This window comes from Taklimakanibacter albus, assembly GCF_016595235.1.
Classification (GTDB): domain Bacteria; phylum Pseudomonadota; class Alphaproteobacteria; order Rhizobiales; family Aestuariivirgaceae; genus Taklimakanibacter; species Taklimakanibacter albus.
Genome location: NZ_JAENHL010000004.1, coordinates 71,591 through 90,232, shown reverse-complemented (window position 1 = coordinate 90,232; position 18,642 = coordinate 71,591). Strand labels below are relative to the sequence as shown.

General features: G+C 65.1%; 19 protein-coding genes. 13 read left to right on the top strand and 6 right to left on the bottom strand.

Annotation, left to right across the window (positions count from 1 at the left end):
- Positions 1 to 878, bottom strand: an 878-nt coding sequence (locus JHL16_RS01745; protein WP_200183188.1) for a LysR family transcriptional regulator, incomplete at its 3' end; no start/stop codon positions are given.
- 64 nt (positions 879 to 942) lie between these two features.
- Here JHL16_RS01745 and JHL16_RS01740 point away from each other — a divergent pair.
- The 3 genes from JHL16_RS01740 to JHL16_RS01730 all read left to right on the top strand — a co-directional run bounded on the left by JHL16_RS01740 (position 943) and on the right by JHL16_RS01730 (position 6,313).
- Entirely contained in the window at positions 943 to 1,833 is an 891-nt protein-coding gene (locus tag JHL16_RS01740; protein WP_200183187.1) for a DMT family transporter, read from the top strand.
- 23 nt (positions 1,834 to 1,856) lie between these two features.
- A complete protein-coding gene (locus JHL16_RS01735; protein WP_200183186.1) occupies positions 1,857 to 2,909 on the top strand; it encodes a linear amide C-N hydrolase in 1,053 nt (350 codons plus the stop codon).
- Between the two features lie 176 nt (positions 2,910 to 3,085).
- Positions 3,086 to 6,313: an AAA family ATPase gene (locus tag JHL16_RS01730; protein WP_200183185.1), complete on the top strand. Its 3,228-nt coding sequence runs from the start codon at positions 3,086 to 3,088 to the stop codon at positions 6,311 to 6,313.
- Here the strand turns inward: JHL16_RS01730 and JHL16_RS01725 are convergent.
- Positions 6,310 to 7,191 (bottom strand): hypothetical protein, encoded by an 882-nt coding sequence (locus tag JHL16_RS01725; protein ID WP_200183184.1) that lies wholly within the window; start codon positions 7,189 to 7,191, stop codon positions 6,310 to 6,312. The genes JHL16_RS01730 and JHL16_RS01725 overlap by 4 nt on opposite strands.
- 172 nt (positions 7,192 to 7,363) lie before the next feature.
- On the opposite strand from JHL16_RS01725, the gene JHL16_RS01720 reads away from it, so the two are divergent.
- The 5 genes from JHL16_RS01720 to JHL16_RS01700 are packed head-to-tail and all read left to right on the top strand — an operon-like array spanning position 7,364 to position 11,069.
- Positions 7,364 to 7,951 (top strand): nitroreductase family protein, encoded by a 588-nt coding sequence (locus tag JHL16_RS01720; RefSeq protein WP_200183183.1) that lies wholly within the window; start codon positions 7,364 to 7,366, stop codon positions 7,949 to 7,951.
- Between the two features lie 4 nt (positions 7,952 to 7,955).
- A complete protein-coding gene (locus JHL16_RS01715; RefSeq protein ID WP_200183182.1) occupies positions 7,956 to 8,666 on the top strand; it encodes an HAD family hydrolase in 711 nt (236 codons plus the stop codon).
- Positions 8,666 to 9,262 carry a flavin reductase family protein gene (locus tag JHL16_RS01710; protein WP_200183181.1) on the top strand — a complete coding sequence of 199 codons (597 nt, stop codon included), beginning with the start codon at positions 8,666 to 8,668 and terminating at the stop codon, positions 9,260 to 9,262. The genes JHL16_RS01715 and JHL16_RS01710 overlap by 1 nt, the downstream gene beginning before the upstream one ends.
- Before the next feature lie 38 nt (positions 9,263 to 9,300).
- Positions 9,301 to 9,699 carry a MarR family winged helix-turn-helix transcriptional regulator gene (locus JHL16_RS01705; RefSeq protein ID WP_200183180.1) on the top strand — a complete coding sequence of 133 codons (399 nt, stop codon included), beginning with the start codon at positions 9,301 to 9,303 and terminating at the stop codon, positions 9,697 to 9,699.
- A gap of 56 nt (positions 9,700 to 9,755) precedes the next feature.
- Positions 9,756 to 11,069 carry an MFS transporter gene (locus JHL16_RS01700; RefSeq protein WP_200183179.1) on the top strand — a complete coding sequence of 438 codons (1,314 nt, stop codon included), beginning with the start codon at positions 9,756 to 9,758 and terminating at the stop codon, positions 11,067 to 11,069.
- Between the two features lie 2 nt (positions 11,070 to 11,071).
- On the opposite strand, the gene JHL16_RS01695 is transcribed toward JHL16_RS01700, so the two are convergent.
- Positions 11,072 to 11,896, bottom strand: coding sequence for an HpcH/HpaI aldolase/citrate lyase family protein (locus tag JHL16_RS01695; RefSeq protein ID WP_200183178.1), 825 nt, complete (start codon positions 11,894 to 11,896; stop codon positions 11,072 to 11,074).
- 10 nt (positions 11,897 to 11,906) lie between these two features.
- Positions 11,907 to 12,359: a MaoC family dehydratase gene (locus JHL16_RS01690; RefSeq protein ID WP_200183177.1), complete on the bottom strand. Its 453-nt coding sequence runs from the start codon at positions 12,357 to 12,359 to the stop codon at positions 11,907 to 11,909.
- Positions 12,360 to 12,703: 344 nt separating this feature from the next.
- Between JHL16_RS01690 and JHL16_RS01685 the strand changes: the two genes are divergently transcribed.
- From JHL16_RS01685 to JHL16_RS01675, 3 genes are all read left to right on the top strand, one after another.
- A complete protein-coding gene (locus JHL16_RS01685; RefSeq protein ID WP_171028393.1) occupies positions 12,704 to 13,069 on the top strand; it encodes a response regulator in 366 nt (121 codons plus the stop codon).
- A 76-nt stretch (positions 13,070 to 13,145) separates the two neighbouring features.
- The gene (locus JHL16_RS01680; RefSeq protein WP_200183176.1) at positions 13,146 to 14,411 is read left to right on the top strand and encodes an MFS transporter; all 1,266 of its coding nucleotides are present in this window, start codon (positions 13,146 to 13,148) and stop codon (positions 14,409 to 14,411) included.
- 133 nt (positions 14,412 to 14,544) lie between these two features.
- The gene (locus JHL16_RS01675) at positions 14,545 to 15,702 is read left to right on the top strand and encodes a DUF2336 domain-containing protein (protein WP_200183175.1); all 1,158 of its coding nucleotides are present in this window, start codon (positions 14,545 to 14,547) and stop codon (positions 15,700 to 15,702) included.
- A 268-nt stretch (positions 15,703 to 15,970) separates the two neighbouring features.
- Here JHL16_RS01675 and JHL16_RS01670 read toward each other — a convergent pair whose 3' ends face one another.
- Positions 15,971 to 16,738, bottom strand: coding sequence for an NAD kinase (locus JHL16_RS01670; RefSeq protein WP_200183174.1), 768 nt, complete (start codon positions 16,736 to 16,738; stop codon positions 15,971 to 15,973).
- Between the two features lie 85 nt (positions 16,739 to 16,823).
- On the opposite strand from JHL16_RS01670, the gene JHL16_RS01665 reads away from it, so the two are divergent.
- The gene (locus JHL16_RS01665) at positions 16,824 to 17,198 is read left to right on the top strand and encodes a DUF1636 family protein (protein WP_200183173.1); all 375 of its coding nucleotides are present in this window, start codon (positions 16,824 to 16,826) and stop codon (positions 17,196 to 17,198) included.
- Complete coding sequence (gene cobU / locus JHL16_RS01660) at positions 17,195 to 17,761, top strand: bifunctional adenosylcobinamide kinase/adenosylcobinamide-phosphate guanylyltransferase (RefSeq protein WP_200183172.1); 567 nt, start codon at positions 17,195 to 17,197, stop codon at positions 17,759 to 17,761. Before JHL16_RS01665 ends, cobU begins: the two co-directional genes overlap by 4 nt.
- Here the strand turns inward: cobU and cbiB are convergent.
- Positions 17,694 to 18,641 carry an adenosylcobinamide-phosphate synthase CbiB gene (gene cbiB / locus JHL16_RS01655; RefSeq protein WP_200183171.1) on the bottom strand — a complete coding sequence of 316 codons (948 nt, stop codon included), beginning with the start codon at positions 18,639 to 18,641 and terminating at the stop codon, positions 17,694 to 17,696. The genes cobU and cbiB overlap by 68 nt on opposite strands.
- Between the last annotated feature and the right edge of the window lies 1 nt (position 18,642).

Here is an 18,642-nt window from a genome sequence, read left to right as displayed (position 1 = left end):
GCCGCCGCCATGATCCGCCTTGCCAGGATCATGGCGGCGGGCCGCGGTTTCCGCATCGGCCGGTCGAGCCAGTAGGAAACCGGGTTCTTGACCCTATGTGAGTCCACCTGGACGGTGCGGCGCTGGTGATGCGACCCTTCGGTCAGAGGTGGTCGGGCCAGGGCAACGCCCAAGCCATGGGCGGCAGCATCCAACACCAGGTTGTAGTCTTCGAAGCGGCGGTCCTGCGGGCGCGGCTTGTAGTCGATATTCTGGCCGGCGAACCAGGCGCGCCAGGCGGATGCATCGGAATCATGGATCAGCGGGAAATCGAGCAGGCGCTCGGGCGCCCCGGAGCCGATGCCTTCGGCCAGCGCCGGCGAGGCGATCGGGTAGCACATCTCCTCGAAGAGCTGGACCGAGATGCGGTTGGGGACCCGGCCGCGGCCACAGCGGATCGCCAGGTCGCCGCCCTCCGACTCGAGATCGGCATGGCGATGTTCCACGGTCAGCTCGATGCGTAGAAGCGGGTCGCCGCTCTCGAAACCGGCCAGCCGCTGCATCAGCCATAGACCGCTGATCGAGGGGATGGAGGTGAGGCGCACCACGGCGGAGCCCCGCGCCTCGACCCAGCGATCGGAGCCGTCGGCGATGATCGACAGAGCTTCCGAGGTGCGCAGGAACAGGCGCTGGCCCTCCGGCGTCAAAGCGACGCCGCGGGCCTGGCGGGCGAACAGCCGGTGGCCGAACCAATGTTCGAGCTTGCCGATCTGGCGGCTGACCGCGCCATGGGTGAGGTTGAGGGCTTCGGCGGTCGCCGAGAAGCTTCCGGTCCGGGCCGCCATGTCGAAAGCGCGCAGCGTGTCGAGGGGCGGCAGTGCAATTGAGCTGTGAGCCATACTCACAGCTCATGCTCGATTGTTTCGTTTGTCAAGGAGCTCGTTTGGCCCGACATCGGAACCCATGTCCAACAGCGCAACATCGACCGCTCCGGTCACCCGCGACGCCGCCGCCATCGGTTCCGTCGTCATCACCATCCTGATCTGGGCCTCGGCCTTTCCGGCGATCCGGGCCGGGCTCGCGAGCTTCGGACCGATCGAGCTCGGCGCGTTGCGCTTCGCCATAGCGGGCGTGCCGGCGGCGCTCTACCTCCTGATCACCCGTCCAGGCTGGCCCAAGGGGGGCGAGGTCTGGCGCATCCTCACCGGCGGCATCTTCTTCGTGGCGCTTTATACGGTGCTGCTGAATATCGGCGAGCAGACCGTGTCGGCGGGGCCGGCGAGCTTCATCATCAATGTCAATCCGATCATCACCGCCATCTTCGCGATGCTGCTGCTCAACGAGACCTTCGGCCGCTGGGCCTGGGTCGGGACCGCCGTGTCCTTCGCCGGCATCGGCCTCATCGCCTTCGGCGAGGGCGAGGGGCTGTCGCTCAATATGGGGGCGCTGTTCATCTTCGGGGCGGCGCTGTGCAACACCGTCACCACCATCGCCCAGAAGCCCTTGTTCAAGACCCACAAGCCGGTCACCGTCGCCGCCTGGAACATCGTCATCGGCACGCTCATCCTGATGCCCGCCATGCCGTCGGCCCTGGCGCAGATCCCGGCCGCCTCGAACGAGGCGATCTTTTCGGTGATCTATCTGGGCATCGGCCCCAGCATGATCGCTTATGCGACCTATTCCATCATGCTGTCGAAGTTCCCGGCGAGCCGCGCCTCCAACTTCCTCTACAGCGTGCCGCCGATCTCAACCTTGCTCGGCTTTCTGTGGTTGGGCGAGGTGCCGGGCCTCTTGGCGATCCTCGGCGGCCTCATGGCGCTGGCCGGCGTCGTCATGGTCAATATAGCAAAGTAGGGCACGCAGACCCGAAGCGCGGCATGGTATTCTCACCCATGCCGCGTTTCCTGCTTCTCATCGTCCTGGCGCTTCTGCCGGCCGCGGCGGACGCCTGCACGACCATCGCCTTCACCGACCGGACCCGCCCCATACTGGCCTATAATTTCGATTTTCCGATCGGGCAGGCGGTGGTGCTGATCAACAAGAAGGGCCTCGCCAAGGTCTCGGAAACGGAAGGCCGGCCGGCGCGCTGGCGCGCGCGCTATGCCTCGATCACCTTCAACATGTTCGGGCGCGACTCGCCGATGACCGGCATGAACGAGGCGGGGCTGGCGACGAGCCAGATGTGGCTCGACGAGGCGCGGTATGAGGCGTCCGACGACCGGCCGACGATCGGCGTCGCCGAATGGATGCAATATGTGCTCGACACATCGGCAACCGTCGACGAGGCGCTCGAGGCGATCGCCAAAGTCCGCATCGAAAGCCGCATTCCGCTGCATTACAAACTGATGGACGCGCAAGGACATGCGGCCGTTGTCGAATATCTCGATGGCAAGGCTGAGATCCGGCGGGACGATGGCCTCCCGGTCGCCGCGCTCGCCAATGACACCTATGCGCGCTCGCTGGATTTCATGCGGCAGGTGCAAAGCGGGACGGCCCCGGCGACGGGCAGCAGCTCGCTGGCGCGTTTCACCCGTGCCGGCCTGGCCCAGCAGAGCCCGCGCGACCCGGCGGATGATCCGGTGGCGAAAGCCTTCGCCACCCTGGCGGACGTCGCCCAGAGCGGCCGCACGCAATGGAGCATCGTCTATGACCTCGCGCAGCGCACCGTCCATTGGCATACGCGCGGCAATGCCCTGATCCGCTCGGCCGGCCTCGCCGGCGTCGAGACCTCCTGCGCGGCGCCGCCGCTGTTCGTCGATATCGATGAAGGTGAGGGGAGTGTCGCGGCGTTATTCCGTCCCTTCAGCAGTGCCGAGAATGAAAAACTCATCCTCGCCACCTTCAGGGCGACACCGTTCCTCGCCCATATCGACGAGGCCACGTTGCGGCACTCGGCCCGCTGGCCTGCCACTGCCCGGTGCGAAATGTAAGGGCGACAAGTGGCCCAGGCCGGGCGATAATGCCGGCGACTAGATCACGATCACTTTAGGTCGGGTCGACCTAAAGTGATAAACGTGATCGGAATCTTATATTTAGCGCGTGATCGGACGGAAAATCGGTGCCCACTTTTCCTGATCACGCGCTAGTCGACGATGGGACGAGCTTCATGAACTGCACCGCTTGCGGCGCGCCCGCCAAGCCCGGCCAACGCTTCTGCACCGCCTGTGGGGCGGGGCTGATGGCGGCCTGCCGCGCCTGCGGGGCGTCGAATCCGCCGGGCGCGCGTTTCTGCGGCGAATGCGGCGCGTCGCTGTCGGCGCCGGTCGAAACGCGCCCGCCCGACAGCGAATTGCGGCCGGTGACCGTGCTCTTCGCCGATCTCTCGGGCTTTACCGCACTTTCGGGCGAGCGTGACCCCGAAGATGTGCAGCGGCTGCTCAACGACTTTTTCGCCATGACCGACGGCGTGATCGTGAAGCTCGGCGGCACCGTCGACAAACATATCGGCGACTGTGTCATGGCGGTGTTCGGGGCGCCCGTCGCCCATGGCGATGATGCCGAGCGCGCCGTCGCCGCCGCCATCGGCATCCGCGAGGGGCTGGCGCCGCTCGCCCAGCGTTATGGCGGCGCCCATCTAGATGTGCATTGCGGCCTTGCCGCCGGCACGGTGCTCGCGGCCTCGACGGGCAGCGACGTGCACCGGCCCTATACGATCACCGGCTCGTCGGTCAATCTGGCCGCCCGCTTATGCGATCTCGCCAAGCGCGGCGAGATCCTCCTGTCGGACGACCTCGCCTCGGCGGTCGAGCAGCGTTACGCGCTCGAAGAGTTCGGCCGCCATCAACTCGACGGCTTCGCCGCCGCGCAGGCCGTGTTCAGGCTGTCCTCGCTCGAGCCGAAGCCCGACATCGAGGACTTGCCCTTCGTCGGGCGTAAGGCGGAATTGCGCCAGATCGAGGCGCAATTCGACCTCACGGCGCGCGAGAGGACCGGGCGGATCGTCTATATCCGCGGCGAAGCCGGTATCGGCAAGAGCCGGCTCCTCGACCAGGCGATGAGCGCGGCGCGGCGGCGCAACTGCCGCTGCCTGTCGGCGGCGGTGATGAGCTTCGGCGCCGGCAGCCAGTCGCAATTGCGCCAGCAGGTCACCCAGGCGCTGCTCGGTATCGATGGCGAGGACGTCGCCGCCTTTGTCAGCCGCACCGGCCTCGGCGAGCGTGAGGAGGCGTTCCTGCATGATCTCCTGGGCACCGGGCTTCCGGCGCGGCTGGCCCGCGTCCTCGACACGTTCGACATGGCCGGCAGGCGCGCCGCGCGCTCGCAGACCCTCAGCAGGATCGCCGGCCTCGCCGCGCAGGGCAAGCCGCTGCTCATCACCATCGAGGATCTGCACTGGATCGATGCGGATGGTCTCGATGTACTGGCGGCGCTCGCCGCGGCCGCCGAGACACATCCGATCACATTATTGGTCACCGCGCGTCCGGAGAGCGATCCGCTCGATGCCGGCTATCGCGCCCGCATCGCACCGACGCCGCTGACGACGATCGATCTGTCCGCCTTGCCCGACAAGGACGCGCAAAGTCTTGCCGAGCAGGTGCTCGAGGGCAAGAGCGGGCTGGTGAAGGACGTTCTGGTGCGCGCCGCCGGCAATCCGCTGTTTCTGGTCCAGTTGCTTCATCATAAAACCGGAGTGGGCGGCGAAGCGCTGCCGCAATCGATCCAAAGCCTCATCGTGGCGCGCCTCGACCGCCTGAGCGAAAGCGACCGGCGTATCGTGCAGACGGCGTCGGTGCTGGGCCAGCGCTTCAGCCAGGAGGAGATCGACCATCTGAGCGACGGCAAGGCGCTGCCCTTGCGCGCCTTGATCGATGCCTTCCTCATCCGTCCCGGCGCGCAGGGCTTCGAGTTCGTGCATGCCCTGGTGCGCGAGGCGACCTATGGCACCTTGCCCAAGTCGCGCCGTCAGGCTCTGCATGTCAAAGCGGCGCAATGGTTCGGCGCGCGCGACAAGCTGCTCGCCGCGAGCCATCTCGACCAGGCGCAGGACCCGGGCGCCGCTGCCGCCTATGATGCCGCCGCCCAGGGCGAATGGGCTATCTATCATCATGAAGCGGCGATCACGCTCAATGCGCGCGCCCTGGCGCTCGCCGGCGACGGGCGGTTCAAGGCCGAGCTTCTGACGCGGCGGGGCGAGATGCTGCTCGAGACCGGCCAGGTCGCCCCCTCGCTCGCCGTCTGGCCGGAGGCATTGCAACTCGCGGAGGAGGATCGGGCGCTGCTCTGCCGCGCCAATATCGACTTCGCGCAGAGCCTTAGGCTCGCCGACCGTTTCGCCGAGGCCAATGCGGCGCTCGATCGCGCCATGGCGATCGCCGAGGAGGACAAGCTCCTGCGTGAGCTGTCGCGCGCCCATCATCTGCGCGGCAATCTGCTGTTCCCGCAAGGACGGCTCGCCGAATGCCTGGCCGAGCACCAGAAGGCGCTCGACTTCGCGCGCCAGGCAGGGTCGGTCGAAGCGGAGATCCGCGCGCTCGGCGGCCTCGGCGACGGCTATTACGCCAATGGCCGCATGCTCAGCGCCTATGACGCTTTCACGCGCTGTGTCGCGCTGGCGCGCAAGGAAGGTTTCGGGCGCATCGAAGCGGCCAATCTGCCGATGTGCGCGATCGCGGCGCTCTCCAAGGGCGAATGGCGCGAGGCCAATGACTATAATCGCGAGGCGCTGGCGCTCGCCGAACGGGCGGGGGCACGCCGCGCCGCGATGATCGCGCATCATTGCAGCTATTTCGCGTTGTTCGAGGCCGATGAGCTCGATACCGCGCGCGTGCATGCGGCGAAAGCGGATGAGATTGCCATCGCTCTGGGCGCCAAACGCTTCGAGGCGGAGAGCAAGATGTTCTTCGCCGAGCTGGCGATGGTCGACGGCAAGATGGATGAGGCCCGCCAATATACCGCGCTCGCCTATCAATTGTGCGAGGAGACCGGGCTCAATTACATGGGACCGATCGTGCTCGGCCTCCTGGCCGAGCTTTCGGGCGATGAGGACGAGCGCGCCCGCCATATCGCGAAAGCCCAGGCGATATTGGCGTCAGGGGCGCCGAGCCACAATCACATGTATTTCAACAGCCACATGATGACGGCGTCACTGAAGCGTCGCGATTGGGCAGCGGCCGAGACCTTCACGCAGGCGCTCGAAGCCTATGCGGCGAAGGAGCCGTTCCCGTGGGCGCAATTCCTCATCGACCGTGCCCGCATACTCAGCCGCTTCGGCCAGGGCGAGCGGTCGCCGGAGGTGAGGGAAGAGCTCGAGCGGGTCGCCGCCTTTGGCCGCCAGCTCAATTTCGTGCGCGCCACCAAGGTGCTCGACGACACCATTGCTGCGTTCGCAGATTAGTTCGTCTGGATGATGGCGCTGACCTTGCCGGGCTCGATGGTGAAGGCCGAGGTCTTCTCGCTGCCATCGATCCGTGTGCGGAGCTTGTAGCGGCCGGGCTTCAGCACGACATCGGCCGAGGGGCCGGGGACACCCGGCAGCGCCTCGCCCTTGGCGTCGGTGATGAACCAGATCACTTCGCTGTCCTCGCGCCCGGGGGCCGCCAGGCGGGCGATCCCGGCGCTCATATCGATCTCGACCGCCGAAAGCAGGCCCGGCTTGACGGTGACCTCGGTCATCGCCGAGGCATTGCCGGGCTGGAAGCGGCTTTCGATGCGGTAGGCGCCGGCGCCGACGCGCAGGATCTCACCCGGCTCGTCGGTGATCGCCACCAGCGTGCCGCCGTCGATGCCCGACGCCTTATAGATGCTGGTGAAGGGGCGCGCGGCGGGCAGGCCGATCTGCTGCAGCTTGGGCAGAATGCGCAGGCCGCCGGCATTCAGCACGAAGGTCACGCCCAGGCGCTGGCCCTCGAGCAGCGTCACCTTGCGCTCGACCTGGACCATGCCGTAGCGCGCCTCGACGATATAATCGCCGGGCTCGGCCGGCAGCTCGGCGAAATCAGCATCGCGGGTGAGCAGGGTCTCGCCGCCATACGCCTTGATCTGCCAGGAAATCGGCAGGTTGATGAGGCCGCCATCCTCACTCAGCCTGGCATTGAGGAAGAGGCCTTCCTGGCCGGGTTTGGTCAGCTCGATGCGGATCTCGGACGCGACGTCGCTCCGGGCGTCCTCGATTTCGGGCGTGCGATCGATGGCGGCGGTGGAGGAGGCGGCAAGCGCCGGGGCAGGGAGAAGCAGGGCCGCCAGAAGTGCAAGCAGTAGACGGCCCTGATGCATTCGCGAACTCTCCCCTTGATCCCCCGACCAGCTCGGTCAGCGGAATAAGCCAACACGACTTGGGCTCCGGGCTCAATCTTATGCTTAATATTTGGTTAATGCCAAGCCGCGCATTTGAGCTTTGTTGTTTCCGAACTTGACTTTAGCCGGCGGGTTCCCTTGTTAGGCGGCCATGACCAGCCTCAACGACACGTCCTCCGCCCTTTCCCTCCTCAAGACCCGCAAATCGGCCTCCGTCAAAACGATGGGGGAGCCGGGCCCCACCCCTGAGCAGCTCAGGACCATTCTCGACGTCGCGGTGCGGGTGCCCGATCATGGCAAGCTCGCCCCCTGGCGTTTCGTCCTGTTCGAGGGCGAGGCGCGCGGCAAATTCGGTGATCAGCTGAAAGCCCGCTGGCAGAAGCTCCATCCCGAGCACGGGGCCGACTCGCTCGAATTCCAGCGCAACCTGTTCCTGCGCGCGCCCACCGTCATCGTAGTGGTCTCCAAGGCCGGCCCCCATGTGAAGATCCCGGAATGGGAGCAGCTGCTCTCGGCCGGCGCCGTCACCCAGAATATGCTGCTCGCCGCCGCGGCGCAGGGGATCGGCGCCCAGTGGAATACCGACTGGATCGCCTATGACGCCGAGATCGGCAAGGCGATGGGCCTGAGCGAGACAGAGAAGGTCGTCGGCGTCGTCTATTTCGGCACGCCCACCGCGCCGCTCGAGGATCGGCCGCGCCCCGATCCGCAGGCGCTGCTCACGCGCTGGCACGGTTAGGCCCATGGCGATCAAAGGCGTTCTCTTCGACAAGGACGGCACGTTGATCGATGTGACCGGCACCTGGGTGCCGGTCTATCGCGAGCTTCTCTCGGAGATCTTCGCCGATCTGACGCCTGACGCCATCGAGGCCAAATTCGTCGCCGCGGGCTACGATCCCGAACTCGGCGCCTTCCGCGCCGGCTCGGTGCTGGCGCAAGGCACGACGCGTGACATCGTCAATATATGGTGGCCGGATCTCGACGAGGCGGGCGTCAGAGAGAAGATGCGGCTGCTCAATGTCGATTACGCCCATCTCGGCGTGAAACATCTCAAATCACTGATGCCGTTGAAGCCGGTCCTCGGCGAGCTCCATGCGATGAAGCTCCGGCTCGGGGTAGGCACCAACGACACCGCCGCCTCGGCCACGCTGCACATGCGCGCCCTTGATGCGGCCGATCTCTTCGACGTCATTCTCGGCGCCGACAGCGTCGCCAGGCCGAAGCCCCATGGCGACATGATCCATGCTTTCGCTGATGCGATCGGCATCAAGGCCAGTGAAGTGGCGATGGTCGGCGACAATCCGCATGACATGGAGACCGCTCATGATGCCGGCGCCGGGCTCGCCATCGGTGTGCTCACCGGCAATTCCGCCACCGATCACCTGGCGCCGCTCGCCGATCATGTGATCGCCAGCATCGCCGATCTGCCTGCACTGCTCAGAAAGCTCGGCTGATGCATTACGACGCGATCGACAACAAGCACGGCCTGCCCACCGATCCCTTCAAGGCCATCGTGGCGCCGCGCCCGATCGGCTGGGTGTCGAGCATGGCCAAGACCGGCATTCCCAATCTGGCGCCTTACAGCTTCTTCAACGCCATCGCCGAGCAGCCGCATTATGTCGTGATCGGCTCGGGCGGCATGAAGGACTCGCTGACAAATATCGAGGCGATGTCGGAATTCGTCATTAATCTCGCGACCTATGATCTGCGCGAGCCGATGAACATGTCCTCGGCGCGGGTCGCTCCCGATGTCGACGAGTTCAAGCTGGCGGGGTTGACGCCCGAGCCATCGCGCTTCGTCAAGCCGCCGCGCGTCAAGGAAAGCCCGGCGGCGCTCGAATGCCGGCTGTTCCAGATCATTCCGCTCCCGGACGATCACGGCGATGCGCATCAATATGCGATCATCGGGCGGGTGGTCGGTGTCTATATCGACGACCGCTTCATCCAGGACGGCCGCGTCGACACCGCCGCGATGCGTCCCATCGCGCGCATGGGTTATAGCGAATATGCGACGGTGGAAGCCGCTTGGCGTATGCGCCGGCCGGACTGAGGCTTGACCGGCGCCTATTGCGGGTATATACCCGTTATATGAAGGCAAGCTGCTACTGCATTTCGTTGCGTGCCGCGGCGCGCAAGATCAGCGCGATCTATGACCAGAGGCTCGAGCCTCTCGGCGTGAATATCGCGCAGTTCAGCATGCTGCGGCGGATCGAGCGGCGCGGGCCGCTCTCGATCACCGACCTCAGCCATCTGTGCGAGTTGGAGCGCTCGACCACCGGGCGGAATGTCAAAGTGCTGGAAAGGGCAGGGCTGGTGGACATCACTTCCGGCGAGGACCAGCGCGAGGCGACGGTGGCTTTGTCGAAGGGCGGACGCCGGGTGCTCGATCAGGGCGCCGGGCCCTGGCAGAAAGCGCAAGATGAGATCGAGACCAAGCTCGGCACAGGTCTGGCGCGCGAGCTCTTATCGCTCGGCGACCGACTGTGAGGTCCGCGGCATTCATTTGTCGTGAAGCGGGTATATACCGATAAATTGAGGTGACCATGACCACTGCTCAAGCCGCGCAAGTTTCATCCACCAGGCTCGTCCAGTTTCTGGCGGCGCGCGGAATTCACTATGGCTGGGTGGTCGCTGCGACGACTTTTCTCACCATGCTGGCGACGGCGGGCGCGATGGGCTCGGCCGGCGTGATGATCGAGCCGCTGCAGAAGGAGTTCGGCTGGTCGACGGCCGATATCTCCTTCGCCTTCGCGGTGCGCCTCGTCCTGTTCGGCCTGATGGGGCCCTTCGCGGCGGCGTTCATGAATCAGTTCGGCATCCGCCGGGTGGTGAGCGTGGCGCTGGGCCTCATCGCCGTCGGACTGATCGGCTCCTGCTTCATGACCGAGATCTGGCAACTGGTTCTGCTGTGGGGCGTCGTCGTCGGTTTCGGCACCGGCATGACGGCCTTGGTGCTGGGCGCGACCGTGGCGGCCCGCTGGTTCACGGCGCGGCGCGGTCTCGTCGTCGGCATGATGACGGCCAGCAACGCCACCGGGCAGCTGGTCTTCCTGCCCTTGATGGCGAGCCTCGCCGAAGCGTTCGGCTGGCGTGCCGCGCTGGGCTTCGTTCTCGTCATCCTGGCTTTGGCCTTCATCCTGGTGGCGCTCCTGATGCGCGACCGTCCGAGTGATGTCGGGCTCGCGGCCTATGGCGATGTCGCCGAGAGCGCGCCGACCCGGCCGAATGGCAGTCTTGCGCAAATGCTGGTCTCGCCGCTGCTGGCGCTGCGCGAGGCGGCGCGGACACAGACCTTCTGGGTTCTCTTTCTTACCTTCTTCGTCTGTGGACTGAGCACCAATGGCCTGATCCAGACGCACTGGATCGCGCTCTGCGGTGATTTCGGCGTGGCGCCTGTAGGGGCGGCCGGCATGCTCGCGGTCATCGGCCTGTTCGATTTCGCCGGCACGATCTTCTCGGGCTGGCTCTCCGACCGCTATGACAATCGCTGGCTGCTGTTCTGGTTCTACGGCTTGCGCGGCCTGTCGCTGATCTATCTGCCGTTTTCGGATTTCAGCGTTTTCGCCTTGTCGATCTTCGCCGTCATCTATGGGCTGGACTGGGTGGCGACGGTGCCGCCGACCGTCAAGCTGGCGGCGGAGCGGTTCGGCGCGGAGCGTGCCGGGCTCGTCTTCGGCTGGGTCTTCACCGGCCATCAGCTCGGCGCCGCGGTGGCGGCCTTCGGCGCCGGCGCGACGCGCACTCTGTTCGACACCTATATGCCGGCGCTGTTCGTGTCGGGCGCCTTCTGCATCCTGGCGTCGCTCCTGGTGATGTCGCTGTCGCGCTCAGTGCAGCCGCGCGCCGTCGCGGCCTGAGATCAGGACGCGACGCGCGCCAGCAATGCCTTCGCCGCCTTCAGATGCGGCACGTCGAGCATCTCGCCATCGAGACCGATGACGCCGGCATCGCCGGCCTGCGCGAAGGCCTCGACGATACGCCGCGCTTTGGCGATCGCCTCGGGTGACGGCGTGAAAATGCGGTTGATCACCGCGACCTGGTCGGGATGGATGCACATCTTGGCGGTGAAGCCGTCGCGCACCGCGTCGCGGCATTGCGCCTCGAGGCCGGCGAGATCGCGGAAATTGGCATGGACGCCATCGACCGGCTCGACGCCGGCGGCGCGCGCGCCGATGAGGCACAAAGTGCGGGCGAGGTCGTAAGGCGCGGTGGGGCGGCCTTGCGCGTCGCGGTTCGACTGGGCGCCCAGCGCCGCCGCCAGATCCTCCATGCCCCAGGTGAGGCCGAGAAGTTCAGGCCCGCAATCGCCATAAGTGCCCAGATTGAACATCGAGGCCGCCGTCTCGGTGGCGATTGCGAGGACGGGCAGGTGGGCCATGGCGATCAGGCGCTTCACATCGGCGCCCGATTCCGATTTCGGCAGCAGGAGGCCGTCGGGCCTGGCCGCCGCGACGGCGTCGAGGTCGGCGCCGGTGAGGCCGCTCGACAAGTCATTGACACGTACGAAGAGCTTCGCCCGGCCGCGCGGCGATGACAGCACCTCGCAAGCGAGGCGGCGGGCCTTCGGCTTGTCGGCGAGCGCCACCGAGTCCTCCAGATCGAGGATCACCACATCGGCGGCGCTGGCCAGCGCCTTGGGGAGCTTCTTCTCGCTGTCGGCGGGGACGAAGAGGAGGGAGCGCATGGTGGGAACCTCAGGCCGGGCGCTTGCGCATGAAGGCCTGGCGGCGGCATTCGGCGACCAGCGTCCCATCCTGCTTGAAGGCTTTGTGCTGGAAGTCGACGATGCCGGCCTCCGGCCGCGACTTGCTCTCGCGCTTGGCCATCACCTCGGTGGTGACATTGACCGTGTCGCCCTGGAAGAGCGGGGCGGGGAACTTCACATCTGTCATGCCGAGATTGGCGATGGTGGTGCCCAGCGTCAGGTCGTTCACCGAGATGCCGATCATCAGCCCGAGGGTGAACAGCGAGTTCATCAAGGGCTGGCCCCATTCGGTCTGGGCGGCGAAATGCCGGTCGATATGGAGCGGCTGCGGATTCATGGTGAGGCAGGAGAACATCATATTGTCCATCTCCGTCACCGTCCGGGTGATGGGATGGCTGTAGACTTTCCCGATCTCGAATTCCTCGAACCACAGTCCTGGCATGACGGTCCTCCCTTTCCAGTCTGCTTAAAGCATTGGTGCGGCGAAGTGAATCGGCTGAGCCTCCTGCTTTCGGTCAGGGAAGGGTTGTACTGCCGCAATCCTTGCGTGTATTGATCCGCGCGTGAGTCGCGTAGCGAGTCTCCCGAAAGGCGTGAAACCGCCATAATCGGGTTATGTGGATAACTTCCCCATATGACGACCTAATTTATTGAAATTATTTGTATTTCCATCGGGCCTGAGCCTGTGGATAGCTTGTTAACGACGCATTAACCACCAGAGTCGCAGGACTCGCTTCAAGGCAATAGAGCGGCTGGTTACCGATGCGTTTGGAAGGAATAATCGACATGACGAAATGTCTGCTTGTCGATGAGGATCAAGAAGAGCGGCAGGTCCTGAGCCAGCTGCTCGGTCAGTACGGCTTCGACATGTCGGAATCGGCTTCGGCCGAAGCCGCGCTGAAGCTCTGCCGCGCCAATTCGCCGGATATCGTGGTGACCGCCGACCGGATCGGCAGCATGAGTGCGGGCGAATTCGTCAAGCGGGTGCGCCGCGCCGCCAATGGCCGCAAGCCCGTGGTTCTCGTCTATACGGAAAAGGCCAATACGGATGAAATCGGCAGCGCCATCATCGAGGGGGCGGCCGAGTTCCTGCTGAAGCCCTTCGACCGCGACCTGCTCGAATTCAAGCTCAAGCAGGTGGGATTGCTCTGATTTCCCCGCCTTGCGGCACAATCCCTTCACAATCTCCGTGCACTAGGCCTTCATATCATAAAGGCGGAGGGGTTTGATGTTTGCCGGTTTGCGCTCGGTCTGGGTGTTGCTCCTCGGGGTCACCATCCTGTCGCTGGGCCATGGCCTGCATGGGTCGCTCGTCGGCGTCCGGGCGAGTGCCGAGAATTTCGACGCGGCGACCACCGGTCTCATCATGTCCGGATATTTCGCCGGGCTTCTCCTCAGCTCCATCGTGACGCCGCGCATCGTGCAGAGCGTCGGCCATATCCGCGTCTTCGCCGCCTTCGCCTCCGTCGTCTCGACCGCCGTGCTGCTGATCCCCTTATGGATCGATCCCGTCTGGTGGTTCCTGATGCGCTTCGTGGCGGGCCTGTGCACGTCGGGGCTGTTCATCGTCTGCGAAAGCTGGCTCAATTCGGCCTCGACCAACAAGAACCGCGGCCAGCTGCTGTCGATCTATATGATCGTCACCTATGCCGCGATGGGCTCCGGCCAGCTGCTTCTCAATGTCACCGACAGCTCCGGTTTCTCGCGCTTCATCATCGTCTCGGCGCTGCTGTCGATCGCCATGCTGCCCTTGACCCTGATGCGCACCGAGACGCCGAGCCTCGCCGGCACGCGTTCGGTGACCATCGCCGAGATCTACCGCTCGTCGCCGCTCGCCATCGTCGCTACGCTCGCCAGCGGACTGGCGCAGAGCGCCTTCTTCAGCATGGGCTCCGTCTATGCGCTGATGCAGGGCCTGCCGCTGGCACTTGTCTCGGTGATGCTGGCGCTGCCGCCCCTGGCTCTCATCGTTTCGCAATATCCGGCCGGACTGCTCTCCGACCGTTATGATCGGCGCAGCATCATCATGATCCTGAGCGCCATCGCCGCGGCGATCGCACTCGTCTCCATCCCGGCGGCCGGCATCTCGTCCACGGTGCTCATCGCGCTGTTCACCGTCTTCGGCGCCATCGCGCTGCCGATCTATTCGCTCGTCATCGCGCATGCCAATGACCACATGGCAAAGGAGCAGATGCTCGGCGCCTCGAGCAAGCTCGTGCTGCTCTATGGCACCGGCGCCATGGCGGGGCCGTCGCTCGCCGGCTTCTTCATGCAGTATCTGGGCTCGTCTGGCTTCATGACCTTCATGGCTGTCGTTTATGCGGTCATGGCGGTGCATGCCTTGTGGCGGCGCCAGCAGCGGCCGACCAGCGTCAAGGCGACGGCCAGCGACATCATGAAGGCCGGACCGATGACGACCCCGGTCGCCGCCCAGGCCCAGGCGGAAGAGGGGGCCGGCAAGCATGGACCCACCGCCCAGGCCCCGCAGACCTGACCTGTCTCAGAATATCCGCGGCCGCCGGAAGGTGACCGCTAACCCCCTCTGAAACCACGATTGTCATGGTAAACCGTTTCTTAGTGGTTAGCTGACAATTTTAGGCTTCGGAATGTGGTGAGTGGGTTCTTTCATGACTGGCCAGCCTGGGCTTGATGTCGGCATCTTCGATATGATCATCGAAACGGGAGACGCGCAGGCGCGCACGCAGCTTGCCGTCGAGCTCGCCGGTCTTCTGAACGACCCCGAGGCGCCGGAGAATGAGCGCGACTGCGTCGTGCCGGTGATGCTGAAGCTCACCACCGATCCGGTCAAGGAAGTGCGCCGTACGCTCGCCGAGACGATCGTCGCCGCCAAAGACCTCCATAGCGACATCCTGTTCAGCATCATCGCCGATGAGGACGACATCGCCTTGCCGTTCCTTGCCGAGACGCCGGCGCTCGATCACTGGAAGATGCGCAGCATCGCGCGCGTCGGCGATACGGCCCGCCAGGTCACGCTGGCGAAGCGGCCCGATCTCGACGACGACGTCGTCAAGGAGATCGCCACCCAGGCCGATCTCGCGGCCTGCCTGACGCTCTTCGACAATGAGCAGTGCATCCTGTCCGACCGCAATTGCCGCATCCTCTATGCCCGGTTCGGCCGGGTCCAGGAGATCATCGACCGCCTGCTGTCGCTCGACACGCTGCCGCTCGATATCCGCATCCTGCAGGCCAAGCGCGCCTCCAACCAGGTGCATCAGCTCATGGCCGAGCGCGGCTGGGTGCCCGCCAATGACGCGGCCGACATGGTGGCCGACGCCGAGGAGCGCGCCATCCTGCAGATCCTCGACGGTGCCAATGACGTCGAGCTGCCCTCGCTCATCCGTTTCATGACCGGCCGCAGCATGCTCACCGCCTCGATGGTGATGCGCTCGGCCTGTGTCGGCAATATGCGCATCGTCGAGAGTGCTGTGGCGCATCTCGCCAATGTGACCGTCGCCAAGGCGCAGGACGCGCTTTATGGAAGCACGTCCGCCTTCAATTCGCTCTATCGCAACTCGGGGCTGCCTCAGACCTGCACCGGCCTCATCCGCGCCGCGGGCCAGGTGGAGCGCGAATTGCGCGACGCCAAGCGCGTGCTCAGCGAGGAAAATTTCGCCCGCCGCCTGATCGAGCAGGTGATGACCGGCGACGGCGCCATGCCGGCGGCGGAGCGCGCAAAATATCTCGATTTCATCGGCCGCTATTCGGGTGAGCGCATCCGCCTCATCGCCAATCGCCTGCGCGAAGGCCTGGTCAGCGCGGCCTGATCCGATCGAAAAATCTGCGCAAGTTCTTAACCTCACCCTGAGGTGGCCGCGCAGCGGCCCTCGAAGGGTCTGGTGCAATAATGCCACTATATCCTGAAGGATGCTTCGAGGCTCGCGTCGCTCGCACCTCAGCATGAGGATATGGGAAGCGATCCCTTTTCTCAGCTCAAAAAATGAAAATGCCGGAGTTTTGGCCTCCGGCACTTTCTAACTCTGCTACGCAACTCACAACGAAAGTGAGTGTAGCTGCGCTATCCTTAAGGGTTCCCTAAAAACGGAACTGTTCGGCGAGAACGCGTTCAGCGAGGCTGTGGCCGGGATCGAACAGCAGGCGGGCCGAGCGTTTGCGGTCCTGGGCGATCTCGACTTTCCGAATGTTGCGCACCTCGACATGATCGGCGACCGCCGCCACGGGGCGCTTCTCGGCTTCGAGGCTTTCGATCATCACATGTGCTTGATGCGGGATGATGGCGCCGCGCCATCGCCTGGGCCGGAACGGGCTGATCGGCGTCAGGGCGAGGAGGGGCGAGTTGATCGGCAGGATCGGCCCATAGGCGGACAGATTATAGGCGGTGCTGCCGGCCGGGGTGGCGAGCAGGATGCCGTCGCAGGTCAGCTCCTCCAGCCGCACATGTCCGTCGATCGAGATCTTGAGCTTCGCCGTCTGATGGCGCTGGCGCAGGAAGGAGACTTCGTTGAAGGCCATCGCTTTATGCACGGTTCCCGACTGGTCGATCGCCTTCATCTTGAGAGGATGGACCGAGGTCGGCTCGGCCGCCTTCAGGCGCTCGCGCAGGTTCGTCTCGCTGTAGTCGTTCATCAGGAAGCCGACCGAGCCGCGATTCATCCCGTAGATCGCCTTGCCGGAGGACATGAAGCGGTGCATCGTCTGCAGCATCAGGCCGTCGCCGCCCAGCGCCACGATGACATCGGCGGTCTCGGGCGTGGCCTGGCCATAGGCCTTGACCAGGCGGCCAAGCGCTCTGCGTGCCTGGGGAGCCTCGGCTGCGACAAAAGCGAGGCGGCGAAATTCCATGAAGGCTCCGTGGCGTTGACAGGGTGGCGCAACTCAATCATTTAAGCGGCAAGATTGGCAAGCCCTGAAATATAGTTCCACCATCATGCGCCGCATCGTCTTCTGTACCACATGCCGCCATTCCGTCGAGGAGCGCGAAGGCCCCGACGGGCTGACGGGTGGTGAGTCCTTGGCGCGGCAGATGGAAAGCGTCCTGGCTGAAAGCGGGCGCGACGATATCGCGGTGGCGCGCCAGAGCTGCCTGTGGTCGTGCCTGCGCCACTGCAATGTGTTCCTGCAGGACACCGAACGCTACAGCTATCTGGCCGGCGGCTTCCGGCCGGAGCGTGCCGAGGCCGAGGCCATCCTCGCCTGGTTCGATCTGCATGGCCAAAGCGCCACCGGCGAAGTGCCGTTCAAGACCTGGCCGCAGGCGATGCGCGGCCATTTCATCACCCGGCTGCCGCCGGCGAAACCATGAGCCGGGTCACCCTGGTCCTGGGTGGGGCGCGTTCCGGCAAGAGCCGCCATGCCGAGGCGCTGGCGACGCGCTACAATCAGCGGATTTATCTGGCGACCGCCGAGATCATCGATGCGGAGATGCGCGAGCGTGTCGATCTGCATCGCGCCCAGCGCGGGAAGGGGTGGCAAACGCTGGAAGTCCCGCTCGATCTCGCGGGCGCGCTGCGCGATGCCGATCGCCCGGGCGGCTTCATCCTCGTCGAATGCATCACGATCTGGATCAACAATCTGATCTATCACGACAAGGATGTCGCCGCGGAACTGAAACTTCTGTGCGACACCCTGGCGAAGCTCAAGGGCCGCGTCGTGCTGGTCAGCAACGAAGTGGGCTTGGGCATCGTGCCCGACAATGCGCTGGCGCGGCGCTTCCGCGACGAGGCGGGGCGCGCCAATCAGGCCTTGGCTGTGGCCGCCGATGAGGTGATCTTCGTGGCCGCCGGCCTGCCGATGGTCCTCAAGAAAGCAAAGCCACCAGCGCGACGCAAACCGTCAAAAACGTCAAAGCGCGCGCGTAGAGGCTGAGGCCGCGCTCGATATCGACCTGATCGAGCTCATCCTTGCCGTCGCCCATGGTGGCGAGATCGACTTCCCGGCCGCCATAAGAGCGTCTCCCGCCAAGCCTGATGGCGAGCGCGCCGGCAAGGGCGGCTTCCGGCCAGCCGGCATTGGGCGAGACATGGCGGTCGGCGTCGCGATACATGGCTTCGAAAGAGGCTTTGCGGTTGGCGCGGCCGATGAAGCCGGCGGCGAGTGCGAAGAGCAGGCCGGTGATGCGCGCGCCCGGAATATTGACGAGATCGTCGAGCCGCGCCGAAGCCCAGCCGAAGGACAGATGGCGCGGCGATTTGTGGCCGATCATGGAGTCGGCGGTGTTGATCGCCTTGTAGAGCACGATGCCGGGCAGGCCGCCGATGATGAGCCAGAAGGCTGGCGCCACGATGCCGTCGGAGGCGTTCTCGGCCAGGCTTTCGAGGGCCGCGCGCGACACGCCCGAGCGGTCGAGCGCCTGCGGATCGCGCCCGACGATGCGGCTCACCGCCCGGCGCCCTTCATCGAGCGACACGGCAAGCCCGTCGGCGACCGCCTGGACGTGATCGCGCAAGGATTTCTGCGCCAGAAAGGCGGTGGCGAGCAGCGCCTCGGCGAGCCAGCCAAAGGGCAGGCTGCGCAGCAGCAGCGCCACGGCAAAAGCAATGCCACCGGTCACCAGCAACAAAGCGAGAAGCGCCAGGACGCCGGCAATACGCGACGCCGGCTTTTCCGGCGGATTGAAGCGCCGGTCGAGCCAGGCGATGAAGCGGCCGATCCATTCGACCGGATGGCCGATGATCCGGTGAAGCGCTTGCGGGTAGCCGATGAAACGCTCGATGATCAAAGCGACGGCGGTGACGATGAAATACATC